This is a genomic window from Bacillus sp. B4EP4a (assembly GCF_006680105.1).
GTDB classification, from domain to species: domain Bacteria; phylum Bacillota; class Bacilli; order Bacillales; family DSM-1321; genus Peribacillus; species Peribacillus simplex_E.
Genome location: NZ_VHIK01000006.1, coordinates 49,776 through 67,701 on the forward strand (window position 1 = coordinate 49,776; position 17,926 = coordinate 67,701).

19 protein-coding genes are annotated in these 17,926 nt (G+C 40.6%); 6 read left to right on the top strand and 13 right to left on the bottom strand.

Features of this window, described 5'->3' with window-relative positions; translation table 11 throughout:
* Positions 1-39: 39 nt before the first annotated feature.
* Positions 40-546 carry a YkyB family protein gene (locus FNK51_RS03510; protein ID WP_098371155.1) on the top strand — a complete coding sequence of 169 codons (507 nt, stop codon included), beginning with the start codon at positions 40-42 and terminating at the stop codon, positions 544-546.
* A gap of 55 nt (positions 547-601) precedes the next feature.
* On the opposite strand, the gene FNK51_RS03515 is transcribed toward FNK51_RS03510, so the two are convergent.
* Positions 602-1,507 (bottom strand): chemotaxis protein, encoded by a 906-nt coding sequence (locus tag FNK51_RS03515; protein ID WP_141992447.1) that lies wholly within the window; start codon positions 1,505-1,507, stop codon positions 602-604.
* A 526-nt stretch (positions 1,508-2,033) separates the two neighbouring features.
* On the bottom strand, positions 2,034-3,008 hold the full coding sequence (gene corA / locus FNK51_RS03520; RefSeq protein ID WP_483296106.1) for a magnesium/cobalt transporter CorA: 975 nt from the start codon (positions 3,006-3,008) through the stop codon (positions 2,034-2,036).
* 155 nt (positions 3,009-3,163) lie between these two features.
* Between corA and FNK51_RS03525 the strand changes: the two genes are divergently transcribed.
* A complete protein-coding gene (locus FNK51_RS03525; RefSeq protein ID WP_098371157.1) occupies positions 3,164-4,312 on the top strand; it encodes an aminotransferase A in 1,149 nt (382 codons plus the stop codon).
* A 101-nt stretch (positions 4,313-4,413) separates the two neighbouring features.
* Here the strand turns inward: FNK51_RS03525 and FNK51_RS03530 are convergent, their stop codons facing one another.
* The 7 genes from FNK51_RS03530 to FNK51_RS03560 form a co-directional block, all read right to left on the bottom strand.
* The gene (locus FNK51_RS03530; RefSeq protein ID WP_034314117.1) at positions 4,414-4,779 is read right to left on the bottom strand and encodes a hypothetical protein; all 366 of its coding nucleotides are present in this window, start codon (positions 4,777-4,779) and stop codon (positions 4,414-4,416) included.
* Positions 4,780-4,844: 65 nt separating this feature from the next.
* Positions 4,845-5,717, bottom strand: coding sequence for an NAD(P)-dependent oxidoreductase (locus tag FNK51_RS03535; protein ID WP_286178563.1), 873 nt, complete (start codon positions 5,715-5,717; stop codon positions 4,845-4,847).
* A 36-nt stretch (positions 5,718-5,753) separates the two neighbouring features.
* On the bottom strand, positions 5,754-6,539 hold the full coding sequence (locus FNK51_RS03540) for an SDR family oxidoreductase (protein ID WP_141992448.1): 786 nt from the start codon (positions 6,537-6,539) through the stop codon (positions 5,754-5,756).
* Between the two features lie 318 nt (positions 6,540-6,857).
* The gene (gene ptsP / locus FNK51_RS03545; protein ID WP_141992449.1) at positions 6,858-8,576 is read right to left on the bottom strand and encodes a phosphoenolpyruvate--protein phosphotransferase; all 1,719 of its coding nucleotides are present in this window, start codon (positions 8,574-8,576) and stop codon (positions 6,858-6,860) included.
* Positions 8,576-8,842 carry a phosphocarrier protein HPr gene (locus FNK51_RS03550; RefSeq protein ID WP_076366836.1) on the bottom strand — a complete coding sequence of 89 codons (267 nt, stop codon included), beginning with the start codon at positions 8,840-8,842 and terminating at the stop codon, positions 8,576-8,578. Before FNK51_RS03550 ends, ptsP begins: the two co-directional genes overlap by 1 nt.
* A gap of 213 nt (positions 8,843-9,055) precedes the next feature.
* Positions 9,056-9,841, bottom strand: a complete 786-nt coding sequence (locus FNK51_RS03555; protein ID WP_141992450.1) for an ABC transporter permease — start codon at positions 9,839-9,841, stop codon at positions 9,056-9,058.
* Positions 9,841-10,473 carry an ABC transporter ATP-binding protein gene (locus FNK51_RS03560; protein ID WP_286178564.1) on the bottom strand — a complete coding sequence of 211 codons (633 nt, stop codon included), beginning with the start codon at positions 10,471-10,473 and terminating at the stop codon, positions 9,841-9,843. Before FNK51_RS03560 ends, FNK51_RS03555 begins: the two co-directional genes overlap by 1 nt.
* 187 nt (positions 10,474-10,660) lie before the next feature.
* On the opposite strand from FNK51_RS03560, the gene FNK51_RS03565 reads away from it, so the two are divergent.
* Together FNK51_RS03565 and FNK51_RS03570 are read left to right on the top strand one after the other, a co-directional pair.
* Positions 10,661-11,479, top strand: coding sequence for a thermonuclease family protein (locus FNK51_RS03565; protein ID WP_141992451.1), 819 nt, complete (start codon positions 10,661-10,663; stop codon positions 11,477-11,479).
* A 542-nt stretch (positions 11,480-12,021) separates the two neighbouring features.
* Complete coding sequence (locus FNK51_RS03570) at positions 12,022-12,510, top strand: sigma-70 family RNA polymerase sigma factor (RefSeq protein WP_141992452.1); 489 nt, start codon at positions 12,022-12,024, stop codon at positions 12,508-12,510.
* A 48-nt stretch (positions 12,511-12,558) separates the two neighbouring features.
* Here the strand turns inward: FNK51_RS03570 and FNK51_RS03575 are convergent, their stop codons facing one another.
* Positions 12,559-12,753, bottom strand: coding sequence for a hypothetical protein (locus tag FNK51_RS03575; RefSeq protein WP_141992453.1), 195 nt, complete (start codon positions 12,751-12,753; stop codon positions 12,559-12,561).
* A 452-nt stretch (positions 12,754-13,205) separates the two neighbouring features.
* Here FNK51_RS03575 and FNK51_RS03580 point away from each other — a divergent pair, with 452 nt between their 5' ends.
* Both FNK51_RS03580 and FNK51_RS03585 read left to right on the top strand, forming a co-directional pair.
* On the top strand, positions 13,206-13,382 hold the full coding sequence (locus FNK51_RS03580; RefSeq protein WP_064505160.1) for a YkvS family protein: 177 nt from the start codon (positions 13,206-13,208) through the stop codon (positions 13,380-13,382).
* Positions 13,383-13,582: 200 nt separating this feature from the next.
* Positions 13,583-14,209: a hypothetical protein gene (locus tag FNK51_RS03585; protein ID WP_098371165.1), complete on the top strand. Its 627-nt coding sequence runs from the start codon at positions 13,583-13,585 to the stop codon at positions 14,207-14,209.
* A gap of 52 nt (positions 14,210-14,261) precedes the next feature.
* Here FNK51_RS03585 and FNK51_RS03590 read toward each other — a convergent pair whose 3' ends face one another.
* From FNK51_RS03590 to FNK51_RS03600, 3 genes are all read right to left on the bottom strand, one after another.
* Positions 14,262-15,302 carry a YkvI family membrane protein gene (locus FNK51_RS03590; RefSeq protein ID WP_141992454.1) on the bottom strand — a complete coding sequence of 347 codons (1,041 nt, stop codon included), beginning with the start codon at positions 15,300-15,302 and terminating at the stop codon, positions 14,262-14,264.
* 245 nt (positions 15,303-15,547) lie between these two features.
* Entirely contained in the window at positions 15,548-17,242 is a 1,695-nt protein-coding gene (locus FNK51_RS03595; protein WP_098371167.1) for a M3 family oligoendopeptidase, read from the bottom strand.
* Positions 17,243-17,461: 219 nt separating this feature from the next.
* Positions 17,462-17,899 carry a MarR family winged helix-turn-helix transcriptional regulator gene (locus tag FNK51_RS03600; RefSeq protein WP_076366852.1) on the bottom strand — a complete coding sequence of 146 codons (438 nt, stop codon included), beginning with the start codon at positions 17,897-17,899 and terminating at the stop codon, positions 17,462-17,464.
* Between the last annotated feature and the right edge of the window lie 27 nt (positions 17,900-17,926).

Consider the following 17,926-nt stretch of genomic DNA (forward strand, 5'->3'; position numbering starts at 1 on the left):
AACGTCCTTCTAACCTCATTAAGAAAAGGAGTTTCCACAATGAACCAAACGAAAGGACATTCTGAAAGGGATGAGTTTTCGATAAACTCCCTTGCCCAAGCCGTGTTTATTGTCAATAAACATGCAAAGACTGCATTGGAGCCCAAGAATTTATATAATTTAAAACGACTCGCATTAAGCAAACTTATGCAAGAAGGAAAAGCGAAGAAGATTGGACTTCATTTCTCTGATAACCCTCGCTTTGCAGCACAACAATCCGACGTCATTGTCGAATGCGGATCATATGTTTTTCATTTACCTCCCACAAAGGAAGATTTGAAAAAACTACCCCACCTCGGCAGCCGGGCAGCTTCCATACGGAACCCTAAAGCCGCGTTGTCATTATCCAAGGCAAAACAGATCCTGCAAACTTACGTTGGACAAGCAGGTGAAAAACAACCGAACAATACCAACATCGAGAAAAAGGCTCACGGACGTGGGTCGGTCAAGCAACCTTTTCACAATCCATTCCCATCCTCCTTTTTAGGAAAAGGTTCCAAGTATTAATCATTGATAAACCAAACGGGCCGTGAGGTAACGCCTCATCGGCCCGTTTTCACATTCATAATACCAATCTGTCTATCAACTTTATAAGCTCTGCAATTTCTGGCTTGCTGATTTGTGCGTTAGCCCCTACGACCTGACCTTTATGACGAAGGCTGTCAGTAATCAAAGAAGAGAAAATAATCACCGGCAACCCAGCGAGTTCCCCGTTTTCCTTTATTCTTCTAGTCAAATGATGTCCATCCATTTGAGGCATCTCAATATCAGTAATTACAAGATGCACTTCATCTTCAACCACTTTTCCTGATTCAATTAAATTCTCCAGATAATTAAATGCATCAAGTCCATTTTCATAAAACTCCAAGTACTTGAATCCCGCTTCTGACAATGTATCAAAAAGCAGCTTTCTCAGTAATGGAGAATCTTCTGCAATCAGGATTCTCTTGTCTGAATTTTGCCGGGTACCAAGCTTTTTAACCTGTTGGATGTTTATTCCTGATTCTGGATTGATTTCGACCACTATTTTTTCAAAATCAAGTAATAGTAACATTTCTCTATTTAATTTTATTACTCCGATAATCTGACTTTCAAGGCCTTGATACATATCCGAAGACTTTTCGATTTGGGACCAGGAAATACGGTGGATCTGTGTTACGGTATGGACATGGAAAACCACTTTTTGCTGATTGAATTCAGCCACTATGAATTTATCCTGCTCAGGAGTTTCAGATGGCGGAAATCCTAAAGCATCCGCCACATTCACAACTGGCAGGACTTCTCCACGAAGTTCAATGATCCCCTCCACATTTGGATGGGAATGAGGGACAAGCGTGATGGGGACAGGATTAATGATTTCCTTCACCTTGATTACGTTAATGCCGAATTTATTCTTTCCGAGACCGAATTCCACTATCTCAAGCTCATTCGTGCCACTTTCCAGTAATATTCCTTTATTTGCTTCCAGTGTGTCATCTCGCCCTTCTCTTACTTTTTCATTTCATAATTCCACGAAAAATTATGGTTTTATCAATGAACTCATACCTAATAATTCGGTTAAATATTTCTTTTGTTTAGAGCACAGATAAAAAAAGGATCAAGAAGTGATTATCTATTGAAGCCAAACTAAAAAGGGACCCAACAGAGTCCCCCTTTTTCCAAGTTCATTTTTCACCATTGCCATTCCCCCCATCATATCGATCGTAAAGGGCCTGTCTCTTCGACATTTCCCCCTCCATGATATAACCGACATGGGTATAAAGCAGACCTGATAGGCTGGTCGCAAAATAACGCCCTTCATCCCTTCCAAACTCTATTCGCATTTAGAGGAAAGCAACAAAGAATATAAAATAAAGCTTATATGCATGTGGAAAAGTGAATTGATGATGGTCCCCCCAATTAAAACGAATAAACCATTCGTTTTCCCTCAATTTCCATTATAAAAAAATACTCACCTCAAATGAAACTTAGAATAGCAGGCCAGTTGGGTCATTTCATCTCTTTCGCGACCTATTCTTTGGATTGAGCCAACCTTTTTTAACAAAGAATAAAAACATCATCAAGGCAATTCCGCCCATCATTCCAAGAATGAGGAAATAGCCATAATGCCAATTTAATTCCGGCATATATTCAAAATTCATCCCATATACGCCCACTATGAAGGTCAGCGGCATGAAAATGGTAGTGATGACAGTCAATGTCATCATCGTTGAATTCATATTATTAGAGTTCACAGACAAATAACTATCACGTATATCGGATGAAAAATCTCGATAGGATTCAAGCATTTCAGCCAATTTAAGAAGATGATCGTACACATCATTAAAATAAAGGTGCTGATCTTTCAAGTAATTCAGTCGCTCCGATGAAATCATTCTGTACAATAAGTCACGCATCGGCAATATGGTCCGACGGAGCCTGGACATATCTGTACGTAAATCGAAAAGCTGATCCATCAATTCGTTAATCGTGTCATTTTCAGTATTTTCCTCAATGCTACCCAATTCGCTTTCAATTTTATAAACAGGTGGGAAGAATTCATCGACGATCCTGTCAATTATCCTATGCATCAAGAAAAAGGGACTTTGCTTCAACATTTTATTACCAGCAATTTCTTCCCGTACCTTTTCCAGTTCAAGCATATCTTCCTTATGAAAACTGACTATCCATTTTTCACCAACGAACATATCCAATTCCACTGCTTTTAATGCCTTCTCCCTTAGAGCATGAATCACAAGAAATTGGTAACCCTCATAAAAATCCATTTTTGGACGTTGATTAAAATCATCCAGGCAATCTTCAATTGCCAGCGGGTGAAAGTGAAAATGATTGGATAAAAGTTCGATTTCCTTGTTTGTGGGGTTGGAAAAATCAACCCAGAACCACTCGATATCCGGATTATTCATTTCCGTTAGCGGTAAATCAAAACTGATTTCTTGATTAGAAGTAATTGCGCAAGTCCTTATCAAATGTATCAACCCTCAAAATTTTCTTATCATACATTATACCTTTAATTCATTAATCTCAAAAAGTTTTCTCCCCCATCCAAACTAAATGATAAAATAGAATGAATGAGTCAAACATAACATAATTCATGTAGTTAGATAAGGGAGGATATTCATAGATGGAACATTTAATAAACCCTCTAGTAAAAGACGTACAAATATCAGGAATCCGTAAATTCTACAATATGGTCGCTGATATCGAAGGCACCATTTCCTTAACGATAGGACAGCCTGACTTTCCAACTCCAATGCATATTAAAGAAGCGGCAAAACAAGCCATCGATAATGACTATACCGTTTATACTCACAATGCCGGCTATCTGGAATTAAGGGAAGCCGCTTCAAAATATGTAAAGGATAAATACAAGCTTAGCTATGATCCGGCGAATGAAGTCCTAGTGACTTCTGGTGCCAGCGAAGGCATAGATATTACCTTTCGGACGATTCTCATCCCAGGGAACGAAGTAATATTACCGGGTCCGGTATATCCGGGATATGAACCCATCATTAAGATGTGCGGTGCAACACCTGTTTATGCCGATACAACAAAAAATGGATTTCGTTTGACTGCAGATATAATTGAAAAGTACATAACCGATCATACACGGTGCATCGTTCTGCCCTATCCATCGAATCCGACCGGGGTAACATTATCTGCCGAAGAATTATTGGACATTGCCGAACTTGTAAGGGGCAAGGACATATTCATATTGGCTGATGAGATATACAGTGAACTGGTATTCGATCAGGAGCATGTTTCGATTGCCACTTTCTTAAAAGAACAAACCATCGTCCTGAACGGATTGTCCAAGTCCCATTCCATGACCGGGTGGAGGATTGGCCTTCTGTTTGCGCCTGTAGCCATCTCTCAGCATATCCTGAAGGTTCATCAATACAATGTAACTTGTGCCTCCTCCATATCGCAGAGAGCTGCCTTGGCAGCATTGACGGCAGGCAGAGATGATGCCATTCCCATGAAGACTGAGTATTCCCGGAGACGGGAATACGTATACAGTCGCTTACAAGCGATGGAACTGGAAATAGTCAAACCAAATGGTGCCTTTTACTTCTTTATAAAGCTGCCTGAAGGCTATGCCTCTTCCCTTGATTTTTGCCTCAAGCTTGTTCAACAGGAAAAAGTGGCAGTGGTCCCTGGAGATGCCTTCTCTCCCCTTGGCGAAGGGTACTTCAGGATATCTTATGCCTATTCCATGGAAACCCTTGAAAAGGCTTTGGACCGTATTGAAGCTTTTTTAGCTAAAAAGTAACCGAAAAAAAAAGTGGCCTTCAATTGAATGAACAATTGAAGGCCACTTTCCTATTTTTCAAAGATGTCAGGCTACCGAAGGTTTTTCACAAAGCCAGTCAACTAATACAATCTCCGTAAAAAACGAATTTCCCGATATCCTTCTTCCTTATTTGTCGTGGTAAGGCTCACTTCAACGATGGACCCAAGTAAATCAGCCATCACTTCTTCAAATTCCTTTGCGGAGCGCGGCTTTGAAAAACCTAAACTCTTCAATTCGCGCATCAGGATCTGAAAACCGGCATTCGTTTCGATATGACTGAATTTCACCGGCAAGATTAGCGGACTTTCATTCATTAATTTCAGATCCCAACGAATGGGCTTTGTCTGATGAATGGTTTTTTCTCGTTTAAAGCCTTCAATCCTTACAATATATCGACCATCTTCTAATTCCTGGAATTTCATATTAATATCATCGAATTCGCCCATAGCTTTCACTCCTTTTTGTAAAGGCTGTCGCTATCAGCTTATTCATGGTAAAGAAATGCTAGCACTTAATTATAATGTTTATATAACGCCTGTGTACCGCTATTTTCCTCGCCAGCTTCTGCCAGCCCCTCATATAGGGATTTGCTTAGGCTTAATCCAGGAGCGTCCATTCCCATTCTTTCCGCTTCATCAAGTGCAATCTTCATATCCTTGATAAAATGCTTGATATAAAAACCAGGTTCAAAATCCCCTTCAACCATACGCGGCACAAGATTGGACAGTGACCAGCTTCCGGCAGAACCCGATGATATGCTTCTTAATACCCGTTCCGGATCCAACCCCGCCTTTTGGGCATAGGAAATCGCTTCAGTCACTCCGATCATATTAGATGCAATGGCGATTTGATTGCACATTTTCGTATGCTGTCCCGAACCAGCCGGGCCTTGATGGACAACATTGCTGCCAATGATATCAAAAATGGGCAGGACCGCTTCAAATGCCTCACTAGACCCGCCGACCATGATCGTAAGCTTTGCATCACGGGCACCGATATCTCCTCCGGAAACCGGTGCATCCAATGATTCCATGCCTCTTTTCTTGGCTTCCTCCGCTATTTTCACTGCCAAAGACGGAGTCGAGGTCGTCATATCGATTAAATGGGTTCCTTGTTTCCCGTTTTCGATAAGCCCATTTTCCCCAAGATAGATTTCTTCCACATCACTAGGGTATCCTACCATGGAAATGATCACATTAGCTTTCTGCGCAATTTCCTTTGGTGCAGATGCCCACTTCGCACCCTGTAAGAGCAGTTCACTTGCCTTATCCTTCGTCCTTGTATAAACAAATACCTCAAATCCCGCCTTAAGTAGATTTGCGGCCATGCTTTTTCCCATAACTCCTAAACCTATGAAGCCGATCACTTTGTTCGATTGTATCAATGCAGATTCCTCCAAATCATTTTGTTTCAAAAATCCTTAAATGGACTTTATCATTCCTCCGTCAACTAAATAGGACTGCCCCGTTAAATATGTATTGGCACCTGAAACAAGGAAAGTAACGAACTTTGCAAATTCCTCAGGTTCCCCATAACGGCCAACAGGGATTTTGTTAATGGATTGTTCAGTCATCTCCTCAGGAGTGACGCCTTGTTTCTCTGCATTCATTTTATCAAGGTGCTGAACGCGGTCCGTTGCGATTCTTCCTGGTCCAACTGTATTGATCAATATCCGGTCTGGTGCTAATTCTGAAGCTAACGTCTTTGACAATCCAACGATTGCAGTCCGGAATGTATTCGATAGAATCAATCCTGGAATCGGTTCCTTAATGGATGAAGAAGCAATATTAACAATTTTCCCGCCCTGTTTTTTTAAATGTGGCAAGCTCTCACGGATTGTCCTTATGAAGCTTAGTAAATTAAGTTCGAAAGATTGTTGCCATTCTTCATCATTGAAATCTGTAAATGAACCCCCTGGAGGACCTCCGGCGTTATTAATAAGAATATCGATACCTCCGAACTCTTCAGCAGTCTGCCTAACCAAGCTTTTAATATCATCAGCTTTTGTTATATCCGTTACCATATAAGCAACTTTACCCGCCCCAAGCTGCGATATTTCCCTTTGCACGGCAGCAAGCTTTTCTCCATCACGGCTGGCTAGCATGACATTTGCTCCTTCTTTAACCAATTCAGCTGCCATGGCCTTACCCAAACCTTGACTTGAAGCTAAGATCAAGGCATTTTTCTTTTCCAAATGTAATTCCATATTTTATGACCTCCATTTTCTCAAATTTATAATTCCATTATATCGCCATATTCGAAAAGTGAAAAATCTGAATAATCATTATTGTGATTTTTTATATCAAGCGGTCACAAAAAAATTGCCGGTTGGATAACCCAACCGGCGTCAAAGGGGGAAATGAGAATGTCAGCTGCCCTAATAGAGCTAAACAACTGTGCTTGCTTTTTATTTACCCCCATTTTGGTGCAATAAACATTTTTTCTTAAATGTTCAAGCAAAAATTACAGGAAAGCACCCCATCCGAAGATTCTGTGGATGGGGTGCCATTTTTCCTCATTTTTTTTATTTCTTCAAAGCGTTAATTACCGCTTCTTTCACATTATCATTCGTATCCAACCCTAAAACTTCCTGAGATAGTTTTTTCATCTCTTCAAGCGAAAGTTGGCTAATTAAAGAACGTGCTTTTAAAATCGAAGTGGCACTCATTGAGAATTCATCAAGACCCAATCCGATCAAAATCGGTATGGCAATTTCATCTCCAGCCATTTCCCCGCACATCCCGGCCCATTTCCCTTCTTTATGAGCTGCATCTATGACCATTTTAACCAGGCGTAAAATCGCTGGGTTATATGGTTGATATAAATAAGATACTCTCTCATTCATTCGGTCAGCGGCCATCGTATACTGAATCAGGTCGTTAGTGCCTATGCTGAAGAAATCGACTTCCTTAGCAAATATATCAGCCATCACTGCAGTTGAAGGGATTTCAACCATAATTCCGACTTCAATTTTTTCGGCAACTTGAATGCCATTATCAAGCAATTCCTGCCTAACTTCAGCCAAGACGGCTTTAGCCTCGCGGAATTCAGCTAGTGTGGCGATCATCGGGAACATGATTTTCAAATCCCCATAAATGCTTGCGCGAAGCAGTGCACGGAGCTGAGTCCGGAAAATCTCCTGCTCATTTAAGCAAAGGCGAATCGCACGGTATCCAAGGAAGGGATTCATTTCCTTAGGAAGCTCTAAATAAGGCAACTCCTTGTCTCCGCCTATGTCAAGCGTTCTGACGACTACAGGCTTACCTGACATACCTTCCAGCACCGCTTTGTATGCCTCGAACTGCTCTTCTTCACTTGGAAAGTCATTTCTGCCCATATAAAGAAATTCCGTACGATATAACCCGATGCCTTCACCGCCATTTTGATGAACGCCATCCAGATCTTTCGGAGTACCGATATTTGCAGCCAATTCCACATGATGGCCATCATTTGTAAAGGTTTGTTCATGAACCAGTTTAGCCCACTCAGCCTTTTGCATGGCATAGGCTTCCTGCTCCTCTTCGTAGCGTTTCACGAGTTCCGGAGTAGGATTTATGTGCACTTCACCCTTTAGCCCGTCAATAATGACCAAGTCACCATTTTCAATGGACGAGGTCACTGATTTTGCTCCAACGACTGCTGGAATTTCCAATGAACGTGCCATTATGGCTGAATGGGATGTACGTCCACCGATATCGGTCGTAAACCCTTTGACGTATGCCGGATTCAACTGTGCTGTATCGGATGGAGTCAAATCCTCCGCAATGATGATCACTTCTTCAGCAATCATGCTTGGATTTGGAATATGAACACCTAAAAGATGCGACAGTACCCGTTTCGTGACGTCACGGATATCCGCTGCCCGTTCCTTCATGTATTCATTATCCATTTGTTCAAACATCGTAATGAACATGCTTGCGGTTTCATTTAAGGAAAACTCAGCGTTGACGCTCTCTGATTGTATTTTATCCTGAATGGGAGTTATAAGTTCCGGATCAGCCAAAACAAGCAGGTGTGCGTCAAAGATAGCGGCTTTATCGGCCCCTAAATCTTTTTCGGCTTTATCCCTGATTATCTCCAATTCATTTGTTGACTTTTGAATAGCTTCCTTAAAACGGGATATTTCCGCCCCGACATCTTCTATGCTTCTTTTTTCAATCGATAAATCTGGCTCTGTCAGTCGATAGGCTTTAGCGATGGCTATTCCGTTTGAAGCTGCTATTCCACTAATCAAAGTGGACATTATTCTGCTAATCCTTCTCTGTTCAACGTTTCAGCAAGTGTATTTAGTGCATCATTTTCATCGCTTCCTTCAGCAGAAATCGTAATTTCCGCACCTTGGCCAATACCCAGTGACATTACACCCATAATGGACTTAAGGTTCACTTTTTTCTCTTTATAAGAAAGGTTTATTTCTGAATCAAATTTTCCTGCAGCTTGTACAAGCAATGTAGCCGGACGGGCGTGAATTCCTGTTTCTGCAGTTACTGTAAATGTTTTTTCTACCATATAAATCAATCTCCTTTAAGATAAATTAACAAAAATAGGTTATGTAAGGGAGTTTCTCCATCCACTCAGGAAAGAAATGAAAAAAGAAATGCCCTTTTCCTTATCAGAATAGCATTATCATTCCCAACAAACAAACCAAAACTATTGGTACCTACAAAATATTACAAAAATATAGATGGAACTGCAACTATTACTTTTCAGATTCTTCAAAGATTAAATGGACAACTGTGCATTTTTGGTAAAAAAAGCCCTGAAACTCAGCATAATGAAAAGGACCACCGTTAATGAAACACTTCCGAGAATCCCGATTAATATTGCAATCTGGTATTCAATGGCGATGAGCGGGCTTATCCCAGACAGGATTTGCCCTGTCATCATTCCTGGAAGGAAGATAATCCCCATCCCGAGCATATTGTTCAAAGTCGGGAGCACTGCGGAGTCGAATGCAGCATCCACATATTTCTTCACAGCCCTCGCTGGAGTCGCCCCAAGCATCAACATCGCTTCCACCTTTTCACGATTACTGCTAATCCCATCATGGAGGTTTTTAAGCGCCAATGTCACTCCAGTCATGGCATTCCCCACGATCATCCCTGCAATTGGAATGAAATACCTCGGCTCATACCATGGCGTGAAATGGATCACGACCACATTAAAATAAAACAAGGCCGCCATGGGTCCTGACAACATACTTAGGATAACCATCCTTTTGATTTTCTTATTAATTGTATAAGGCACTTGCTTAAAAATATTATGGATGGAAAACAGGGCCATCGCACATAAAAATCCTAAAGAAAGTAAAGGGTGGGGATTTTCAAAGATATATGTCAAAACATATCCGGCAAGAATGAGTTGGACCGTCATCCGTACCGTAGCGAGCATGATTTGCTTTTCCCGTGAAATCCCTCGCCATTTCACGATTATGAGCAGAATCACTACAAATAGGTAAGCCGCACAAAGACGCCAGAACTCAATATCTATTATCCCATTCGCCTCCATTAATAGTCACCCTCCTTCGCCTTTTTCAGAACGATCCTCTTTTCAGCACATATTTCCGCAAGCTGTTTTGAATGGGTTATCATGATGACCGTTCCTTTTTCCCGCTTCACTTCTTCTAAAAAACGGCTCATGACCGTCAGCTCGGCTTCTTCATCAAGAGCTGAAGTCGGCTCATCCAGCAAATACACCTCGGGTTTCAATAAAAGTAACCTCGCCAGTGCCAGCCTCTGTTTCTCTCCGCCAGAAAGATTCTCCGCCCCCTCGTCTAAAGACTTCTGCAACTGGACGGTTTCAAGTGCTTTAACCAATTCGGCTTTATCCTTTTTTTCCCGTTCGGTCAATTCCAGGCCAATCTGCAGGTTTTCTTCAATCGTACCCGGTAAAGTGAACGGTGCCTGAGAAAGCATTGTGACCTTACGCCGGAGCTCTATCGGGTTGAATTCATCCAGCAACCGATCCTGATAATAGATCGAACCGCTATCCGGGTCATCCATCCTGTTCAATAATCGGAGCAGTGAGGTTTTCCCTGCACCGCTTTCCCCGGTCAAACAAGTAACCATACAAGCGGATATTCTCAAATCATCAATTTTCAAAATCCCTTTATACCTAATATTTTCAAGCCTAAATATCATTTTTACACGCCTGCCTCCCTTACTTCCACCATATCATTATAAGAAACTATCATGATATGAGGTAGAGATGCATGTAAAAATTTCAATGATTTTCATTTTCTTTCCCTTTTTTATAGGTTAGTATTATTCCTGCCGAATATATCCATGACGGACGTGGAAAACACCTAAATAAATGGAGGGACTTATCATGAACGGAAATTCCTTTTTACATTCTTATCTGAATGTTTTTCTCCTGACTGCACTTTGCCTGATCACGTTGTCTGGCTGCCAGGCTGCATCAGATAACCTAATTAAGCAATCCAAACAGGAAGATTCAATTTCCAACGAAGACATCCGATCCAGTGCGGGTTCTTCAAATGAAGAAAAAGGCAAGACATTCACAGCCGAGATCATTAAAGTTGTTGACGGAGATACAATAAAAATCAAAATGGCTAATGGAAATGAAGAAACGGTCAGGCTCCTTTTGGTAGATACTCCAGAAACCGTGCACCCATCCAAGCCCGTTCAGCCTTTTGGACCTGAAGCAAGCAAATTCACCAAGGAACTAATGCCAGCGGGTTCTGAAGTGGAAGTAGAAACCGGCATAGGTGAAAGAGATAAATATGGCCGGCTGCTGGCCTATTTTTATGTTGACGGTAAAATGGTGAATAAACTCCTGCTTGAAAAAGGACTGGCCAGGGTAGCCTATATTTATGCACCGAACACGAAATATCTAGATGAATTGGAAAATATTCAGAAACAAGCCCAAAAAGACGAAATCGGTATTTGGTCAATTGAAAACTATGCAACTTCAAAGGGGTTTGATGATTCGAAGTCCGTAGAAGCTTCAGTGGAAAAGCCAACTGCATCTTGCAGTAACCCGCAAATTAAAGGGAATATAAACTCTAAAGGCAACAAAATATATCACATTCCTTCGGGCCAATATTACGAAATAACCAAACCGGAAGAAATGTTTTGTACCGAACAAGACGCACAGGATGCTGGATTCCGAAAATCGCAAAGTTAACAAATACAATGGTTAATAGTATGCCCGCTTCGGAAATCACAATTAAGAACGTATAAGGGGGCTTAAACGAGGATCAGTTTGCCTGCAGTTTTTTTATTTAAAAAAGTTCCAGCTTGATTTCAGAAATCCGCTCCCTTTCCGTCGACCGTCCGCCGGGCCTCATCAAAGCAAGCAGTTAGAGGGTCTCGGCTAGACTGTTATTCGGCAGGAGTGTCGCAAATTGTTTTACTTTCATGGTTCGGGATGTGACCATTCCGAACTCCCTTTGTCGACAAACTGAACACCTCCCCATGATATATGGCTTTACATTAAATGAAAAACACATCCAATCTAAGGATGTGTTTTTCATTTGGCCATCCCCTCATTAAAGTTCTATTGAATCAACATTTCCCTATTAATAAGATCCACGTTAATCCCTTTAAAACCCACTTTTTATTCCTTCCATTTACCCGTTTTTCCATTTGGCTTTAGCCGAACGATTTATTTATGGTAGAAGCACCCGGGAATACAGGAAAGTGCACTTTCTAAAGGTGGCTTGCTTAATGGAAGATTTCTCAGCACTAACGTCTGAATTCACGCCGATGATCCATCATATAATCCGCTCACTTTCCATCTATAAAAATAAGGAAGAATATTTTCAAGTAGGATTGATTGCTTTATGGGAGTCATATGGGAAATTCGATGAGGAATACGGTAAGTTCTCCAACTATGCCTTTACGGTAATCAAAGGCAAAATTCTGAACGAATTAAAGCACCACCATAAATATGAAGCCCACACCGAACCATTTGACTCCTTCATACTAGAGATTAAAGATCCATTTTCAATACACGATGAGGCTTTTGCCATCGATAATATCTTAACCTACACGGATGGATTGACACTGAATCAGCAACGCTGGCTTTTACAGACGTACTTGGAGAATAAAACGGTGACTGAAATTGCTGAAGTATATCAAGTTACTACCGCAGCCGTAAAATCATGGAGAAGGTCCGCTTTAAATAAATTAAGGAAACAATTGATTTTTCCATAATGAATAATTTAGGGTGGCTCAATCATGAGCCACCCCCCAAAATATACATTAACTTCTCGCTTCTTCTAAATACGTATAAATTATCACACCGTTATGTTGAGCATTCCCCCGAAAGTGTTTAAAGTCTTCCCTTTTAACAAGAACCTCACGAAAAGGTAAAAATTCTTCTTTTGCTATCCTGAATTCATCCATTTCCCGATTTGCCAGTTTATCGAGTACATCTTTTGCTTCTTCTGCATTCATAAGATTGTCCTCCTTAATTATCAAATGTTCTTTCATTTCTACAGGAGAAATTCCGTTTTTATTTTAACATAAGCTTGCCACTTAATATAATTCAGAACTTTTTGAGGCCCACTGCTACATAATTCTTTACGAATGCTTTAAAATAGTGCAAACTGTATAGTAAAATATCATAATGTAAAATGATTGGCATTTTTTGTACATAGAATTACATACTGGTACGCATAACTGCGTTCACAAGATATACCAAATTATGCCACATCATTACATCTGCTTCATTACAAGAAATCGTACCTTCCTTTAAAAGTTTAGCTTACTGTACCGACATAAGAGATAACTTTTTCTCTTACTAGCACTTCCCACGTCAAAATCTAAACTGCAAGATGTTCGAATAATCCAATTACTCCATAGTTACTTTTTGATCATTGGAAACAAAATGGGAAAGGATGATTACCATGAAGAAAGCGGAAGTTGGAAATATCATTGAATTTAGAGAAGGCTTAAAAGGAATCGTCGAGAAAGTGAACGAGAACTCAGTAATCGTGGACGTCACGTATATGGAAAATTATCGTGATTTGGAACTTGAACAGAAAACCGTCGTCAACCATAAAAATTATAAAATCATAGGATAATTCAATGTACTCAAACGGGATGGTTACTAGATGACCATCCCGTTTTTCACTTTATCGAAATCCTCCGAATTGATTCTCCCGCTTTTTGTAACCATTTCCATTTCATACCGTCTAATTCATTAAAGGGCAAAACACCTGTATTTGATGCAGGTATATCCAAATTCAGATTGGAATTTCTATCAGAAAGATGAGGGGAACACATGATTAGTTGGACACGTTATATTGGCTGTGTCACATTCGCCGCTTTTCTTCTGTCTGGCTGCGGTACGACCATAGACGAAAATGCAGATGAGCCACAGGAAGATTCAGTAAAAGAAGGGAACGAAGGCAATACTTCTCAAGGAGATAATCACAATAACCGAAGTGATAACAAAGTAAGACTGATGGAGCAAAACCTGCAGTATACAATTAACGGGGAAGCAAAAGAAAAAACAGCTTTCCTAAAAAAAAGTGATAACCAGCCGTTCAGCCTCTATGTTTTGCAACAATTCAGATTAAGTGCCGAAGAACCAGGAAAGGATATTGTGTTCCTGACTGAAGATGACTCCATTTATATGAGAATCGAATTGTTGAAGGCGGATGTCAATTGGGATGAGGTGGAAAAAAATGTTCAAGCCCAGCTGAAAAGCATTTCAGAAACAATTAGCGATCCTTCACTTGATGTCGAGGGCGGAACGGGCTTTGAAGTGGAAAGCGGCGATGATGTGATCACTTCCATATTGCTCAAGGATGAAAAATCACCCGTCCGCTTAACTATATTCACGAAAAAAGATAGAGATTACCGGGATGCTTTTCTAGAGATGGCTAAGACGCTGATGAAAAGGTGAACATCCACTATACCCTGATACGGAGGGCTAAGGACTGGCCCCCCGTTCTTCATTACTCCTTCCCCGCCTTGCTTTTCCAGACCAATATTAAAAAAAGGAGGCTTATGTATCCAAAAACCGGATAAATATATCCTAGTAACCTTCCATATCCGAATTCACTGATGATCAAAGCTATTAAAAAAATCACCGCTATGATCATCATGCTTGGCAATTTAATATAATTGCTGATTTGCCTCTGTAATCCATATATGTTTCCGATGACCGAAGTGAATATCTCCCCGTAAATCACCAAAATGAACATCCAATATAACTGACTGGCTGCCGTTCTCATAATAACCGCTGAAGGAATTTCATATCTATTCACGTCCGGAAGTGTCATAAGCGAAAAATGCCCCGTCAATAAAATGATCGTCAGGAATATCCCCCCAAGAATTGCACCATGTTTAATGACCTTTTCATCTCGAACCTCATACGCAACCGGAACCAGCACAGCCTGTGCCAAAGCAAGGTTAAAGGCTGTATAGGCAAATGGTGACAAAATCATTTTCACGGTGATCACTTCATCAGGAACCTTTGTAAGGGTCTTAAAGAAATCCCCATTATCCAAAGTCGAGAAAAAAAGGATCAAGCTAAAGCAGATCATGATCGGTACAACAAAAGAGTTCACAGTGAAAACACCGCGCATGCCCATCATCAGGACCAAGGATGCCAGTATGATCGTAGACCAACTTCCTATACTTTTAGACACGCCAAGTTGTTCTTCAAAAACGGCTCCTGAACCCGATATCATGACAGCCGTCACCCCTAACAGCATGATAAGGAAAAAGAAGTTGATGATTCCCGCTATTTTCCTCCCAAAAAGAAATTGGTTGAACTCCTCATAAGAAGATGCTCTTATCCTTGCGGAAATGAGCATGATTTTCGTCCCAGTGAAAATGAAAATATAACCTGCTATTAAAATCCCGATAAAGCCATAAAAGCCATAACGGGTAAAAAACTCGACAATCTCTTTTCCAGTTGCAAATCCTGCACCGACGACTGTGCCTACATAAACTGCTGCAATCTGAAAACTCCCTGACCACCTTGACAGCATACTCTCCCCTCCTCACTACATTTATATGTAAGGAAGAGATATTTAAGACAAGCCGAGCGATATTCCTTTCGTCGGCTGTTTTTTTCCTGGGCTAACATTCTCTCATTGTGAAGTCTGAAACTCCCTATGCATTTCTCTGTGGAGCTTAAATCAGCACTTTTCATGCCCAACATTCCGAACGTATGAAAGATTTAAAAAAACGCTTGGAATTATCTCCAAGCGTTCGTATCATACAGCCTAATTTTTCATAATGCCTTATCATCTACAGTGGAGAGCCATTCGTCTATCACCTTTACAACGGACTGTACAGTACCGTCATCAAATGGAGATTTCAGATTCGCAGATTCAACAAGATCAAGGAACGACTTGCTGCCTCCAAGTTGGCACAGATTCAAATAATCACCCCAAGCCGTTTCATCTTTTTCAGCCGACCTTTTCCAGAATTGGAAAGCACAAATCTGGGCCAATGTATAGTCGATATAATAGAAAGGTGATTGATAAATGTGGCTTTGCCGCTGCCAATACCCGCCATTCTCCAAGAATTCATTTCCTTCATAATCGCGATGTGGCAAATATTCCATCTCGATCTTACGCCAAGCCTGCTTTCTTTCAACGGGGGAGGCATCAGGATTTTCATAGACAAAATGCTGAAATTCATCAACAGCTACCCCATACGGAAGGAATATGAGGGCACCGCTTAAATGGGAAAACTTATACTTTTCCGTATCTTCCTTGAAAAACAGCTCCATCCATGGCCAAGTTAAAAATTCCATGCTCATCGAATGGATTTCACATGCTTCATATGTAGGCCAATAATACTCAGGAATGTCAAGTTCACGGCTGCGATACACTTGGAATGCATGGCCTGCCTCATGCGTCAAAACATCTATATCCCCGGAAGTACCGTTGAAATTAGAAAAGATGAATGGAGCTTTATAGTCTTCTATAAAAGTACAATAGCCACCGCTTTCTTTTCCTTTCTTCGCCACAAGGTCCATCAGGTCATTATCAATCATATAGTTGAAAAACTGATTAGTTTCAGGCGAAAGCTCCTGGTACATCCTTTTCCCATTTTCGATGATCCACTCAGCATCGCCTTTAGGAATGGCATTACCCGTTCTGAAATGAAAATTCTCATCATAATAGTTCAGTTTCTCCAATCCAAGACGTTCGCGCTGACGTCCCTTCAGCCGGGTGACAAGCGGTACCACTTCCTCTTTCACCTGCTTGCGGAATGCAGCAACCATTTCAGCATCATAATCAGTCCGTGTCATTCGATAATACCCAAGTTCCACGAAATTCCCATAACCTAGCGCTGTCGAAATCCCATGCCTCACCTTGACAAGGTCATCGAATATACGATCCAATTCCGCCTGCTTTTCTTCAAAGAAACCGTAATATGCCTCACTTGCATTTTTCCTTAACTCACGGTCCGAGGACTCCATAAAAGGCTGGAGCTGCGCAAGTGTTAATTCTTTTCCATCAAAGTGAATTTTTGCTGAGGCAATCAATTGTGAATATTCACTTGATAATTTATTTTCTTTTTGCAGCTGTGGTATGATTTCGGGCGAAAAAGTTTTGAGTTGGGCCTCTGCCAGGTCAAATAGTTGAGTTCCCCATTTCTTCTCAAGCTCCTTACGATATTTCGAGCGAACGAGTTCATTGTAAAATTTTGAAGTTAACTCTTCCATTTCAGGGGAGAAGTCATCTAAATAATCATTCTCAGCTTTATAAAAATCATCATTTGTATCAATGGAATGCCGTATATAGACCAAATTAAACATCGTACCTACATAATTTCGGATTTCATTTATTTCTTCCATGGCTCTTATTTGCGCATCAGCATTAGCAGCGTCAGTAAACTTTTCCAAAGCTTTCATGAATCGGGTTTTAATTTCATCCATTTCAGGACGTTTATATTCATACTCATTAAATTTCATATGTACGCTCCTTTTCACGATTTAAAAACATTTTATCAACCTGAGTAGCGTTATTCATCGAATTCGTTTTCAAGACACATTCACCATTATCACGGTTATCGTAATATAATTTAATTCGCCACAGCGTTATTAAAAACCTTTATGTCCTCAAAACAAATTCAGATTTTATCAGAATAAAAAACCAGCACCTGTAGTGAAATCCGGGTGCTGGTTTTTTAGCTAATTTTGAGCGGAATACCCAATCTTTTTAAGCAATTCGATAACGGTGGCCTTTTCATCGTGCGTAAGTACACTCATGATATCATCGATTCTTTTTTCATGCTCAGGAAATACTCCTTCAATAAAGGCCTTTCCTTTATCCGTTATTTTTGCAAAGGTTACACGGCGATCCTCTTTACATGCTATTCGCTGTAGATATTCCTTCTGTTCAAGTTTATCCACGACATAGGTAATGCTGCCGCTAGCTAGCAGGATTTTTCCGCCTATTTGCTGAAGGGGCTGATCCCCTTTATGATAAAGCAATTCCAATACGGCAAACTCAGTTGGATTCAAACCCTCTTCAGCTATATGTTTATTTACCACATCATTAATAGATCGATGGGCTCTAGACATCACAATGAACAGTTTCAAAGACTGTTGGATGTTATTATTCTCCATAACTTCACAACCTTAAAAATTTTTAAT

What these genes read in the sequence shown, in the direction of transcription:
- FNK51_RS03525 (WP_098371157.1), top strand. Translation starts at nt 3,164, where the DNA reads ATGGAACATTTAATAAACCCTCTAGTAAAAGACGTACAAATATCAGGA.
- FNK51_RS03550 (WP_076366836.1), bottom strand. Translation starts at nt 8,842, where the DNA reads ATGGTAGAAAAAACATTTACAGTAACTGCAGAAACAGGAATTCACGCC.
- FNK51_RS03510 (WP_098371155.1), top strand. Translation starts at nt 40, where the DNA reads ATGAACCAAACGAAAGGACATTCTGAAAGGGATGAGTTTTCGATAAAC.
- FNK51_RS03530 (WP_034314117.1), bottom strand. Translation starts at nt 4,779, where the DNA reads ATGGGCGAATTCGATGATATTAATATGAAATTCCAGGAATTAGAAGAT.
- ptsP (WP_141992449.1), bottom strand. Translation starts at nt 8,576, where the DNA reads ATGTCCACTTTGATTAGTGGAATAGCAGCTTCAAACGGAATAGCCATC.
- FNK51_RS03590 (WP_141992454.1), bottom strand. Translation starts at nt 15,302, where the DNA reads ATGCTGTCAAGGTGGTCAGGGAGTTTTCAGATTGCAGCAGTTTATGTA.
- FNK51_RS03575 (WP_141992453.1), bottom strand. Translation starts at nt 12,753, where the DNA reads ATGAATGCAGAAGAAGCAAAAGATGTACTCGATAAACTGGCAAATCGG.
- FNK51_RS03600 (WP_076366852.1), bottom strand. Translation starts at nt 17,899, where the DNA reads ATGGAGAATAATAACATCCAACAGTCTTTGAAACTGTTCATTGTGATG.
- FNK51_RS03540 (WP_141992448.1), bottom strand. Translation starts at nt 6,539, where the DNA reads ATGGAATTACATTTGGAAAAGAAAAATGCCTTGATCTTAGCTTCAAGT.
- FNK51_RS03570 (WP_141992452.1), top strand. Translation starts at nt 12,022, where the DNA reads ATGGAAGATTTCTCAGCACTAACGTCTGAATTCACGCCGATGATCCAT.
- FNK51_RS03585 (WP_098371165.1), top strand. Translation starts at nt 13,583, where the DNA reads ATGATTAGTTGGACACGTTATATTGGCTGTGTCACATTCGCCGCTTTT.
- FNK51_RS03560 (WP_286178564.1), bottom strand. Translation starts at nt 10,473, where the DNA reads ATGATATTTAGGCTTGAAAATATTAGGTATAAAGGGATTTTGAAAATT.
- FNK51_RS03580 (WP_064505160.1), top strand. Translation starts at nt 13,206, where the DNA reads ATGAAGAAAGCGGAAGTTGGAAATATCATTGAATTTAGAGAAGGCTTA.
- FNK51_RS03595 (WP_098371167.1), bottom strand. Translation starts at nt 17,242, where the DNA reads ATGAAATTTAATGAGTATGAATATAAACGTCCTGAAATGGATGAAATT.
- FNK51_RS03555 (WP_141992450.1), bottom strand. Translation starts at nt 9,841, where the DNA reads ATGGAGGCGAATGGGATAATAGATATTGAGTTCTGGCGTCTTTGTGCG.
- FNK51_RS03565 (WP_141992451.1), top strand. Translation starts at nt 10,661, where the DNA reads ATGAACGGAAATTCCTTTTTACATTCTTATCTGAATGTTTTTCTCCTG.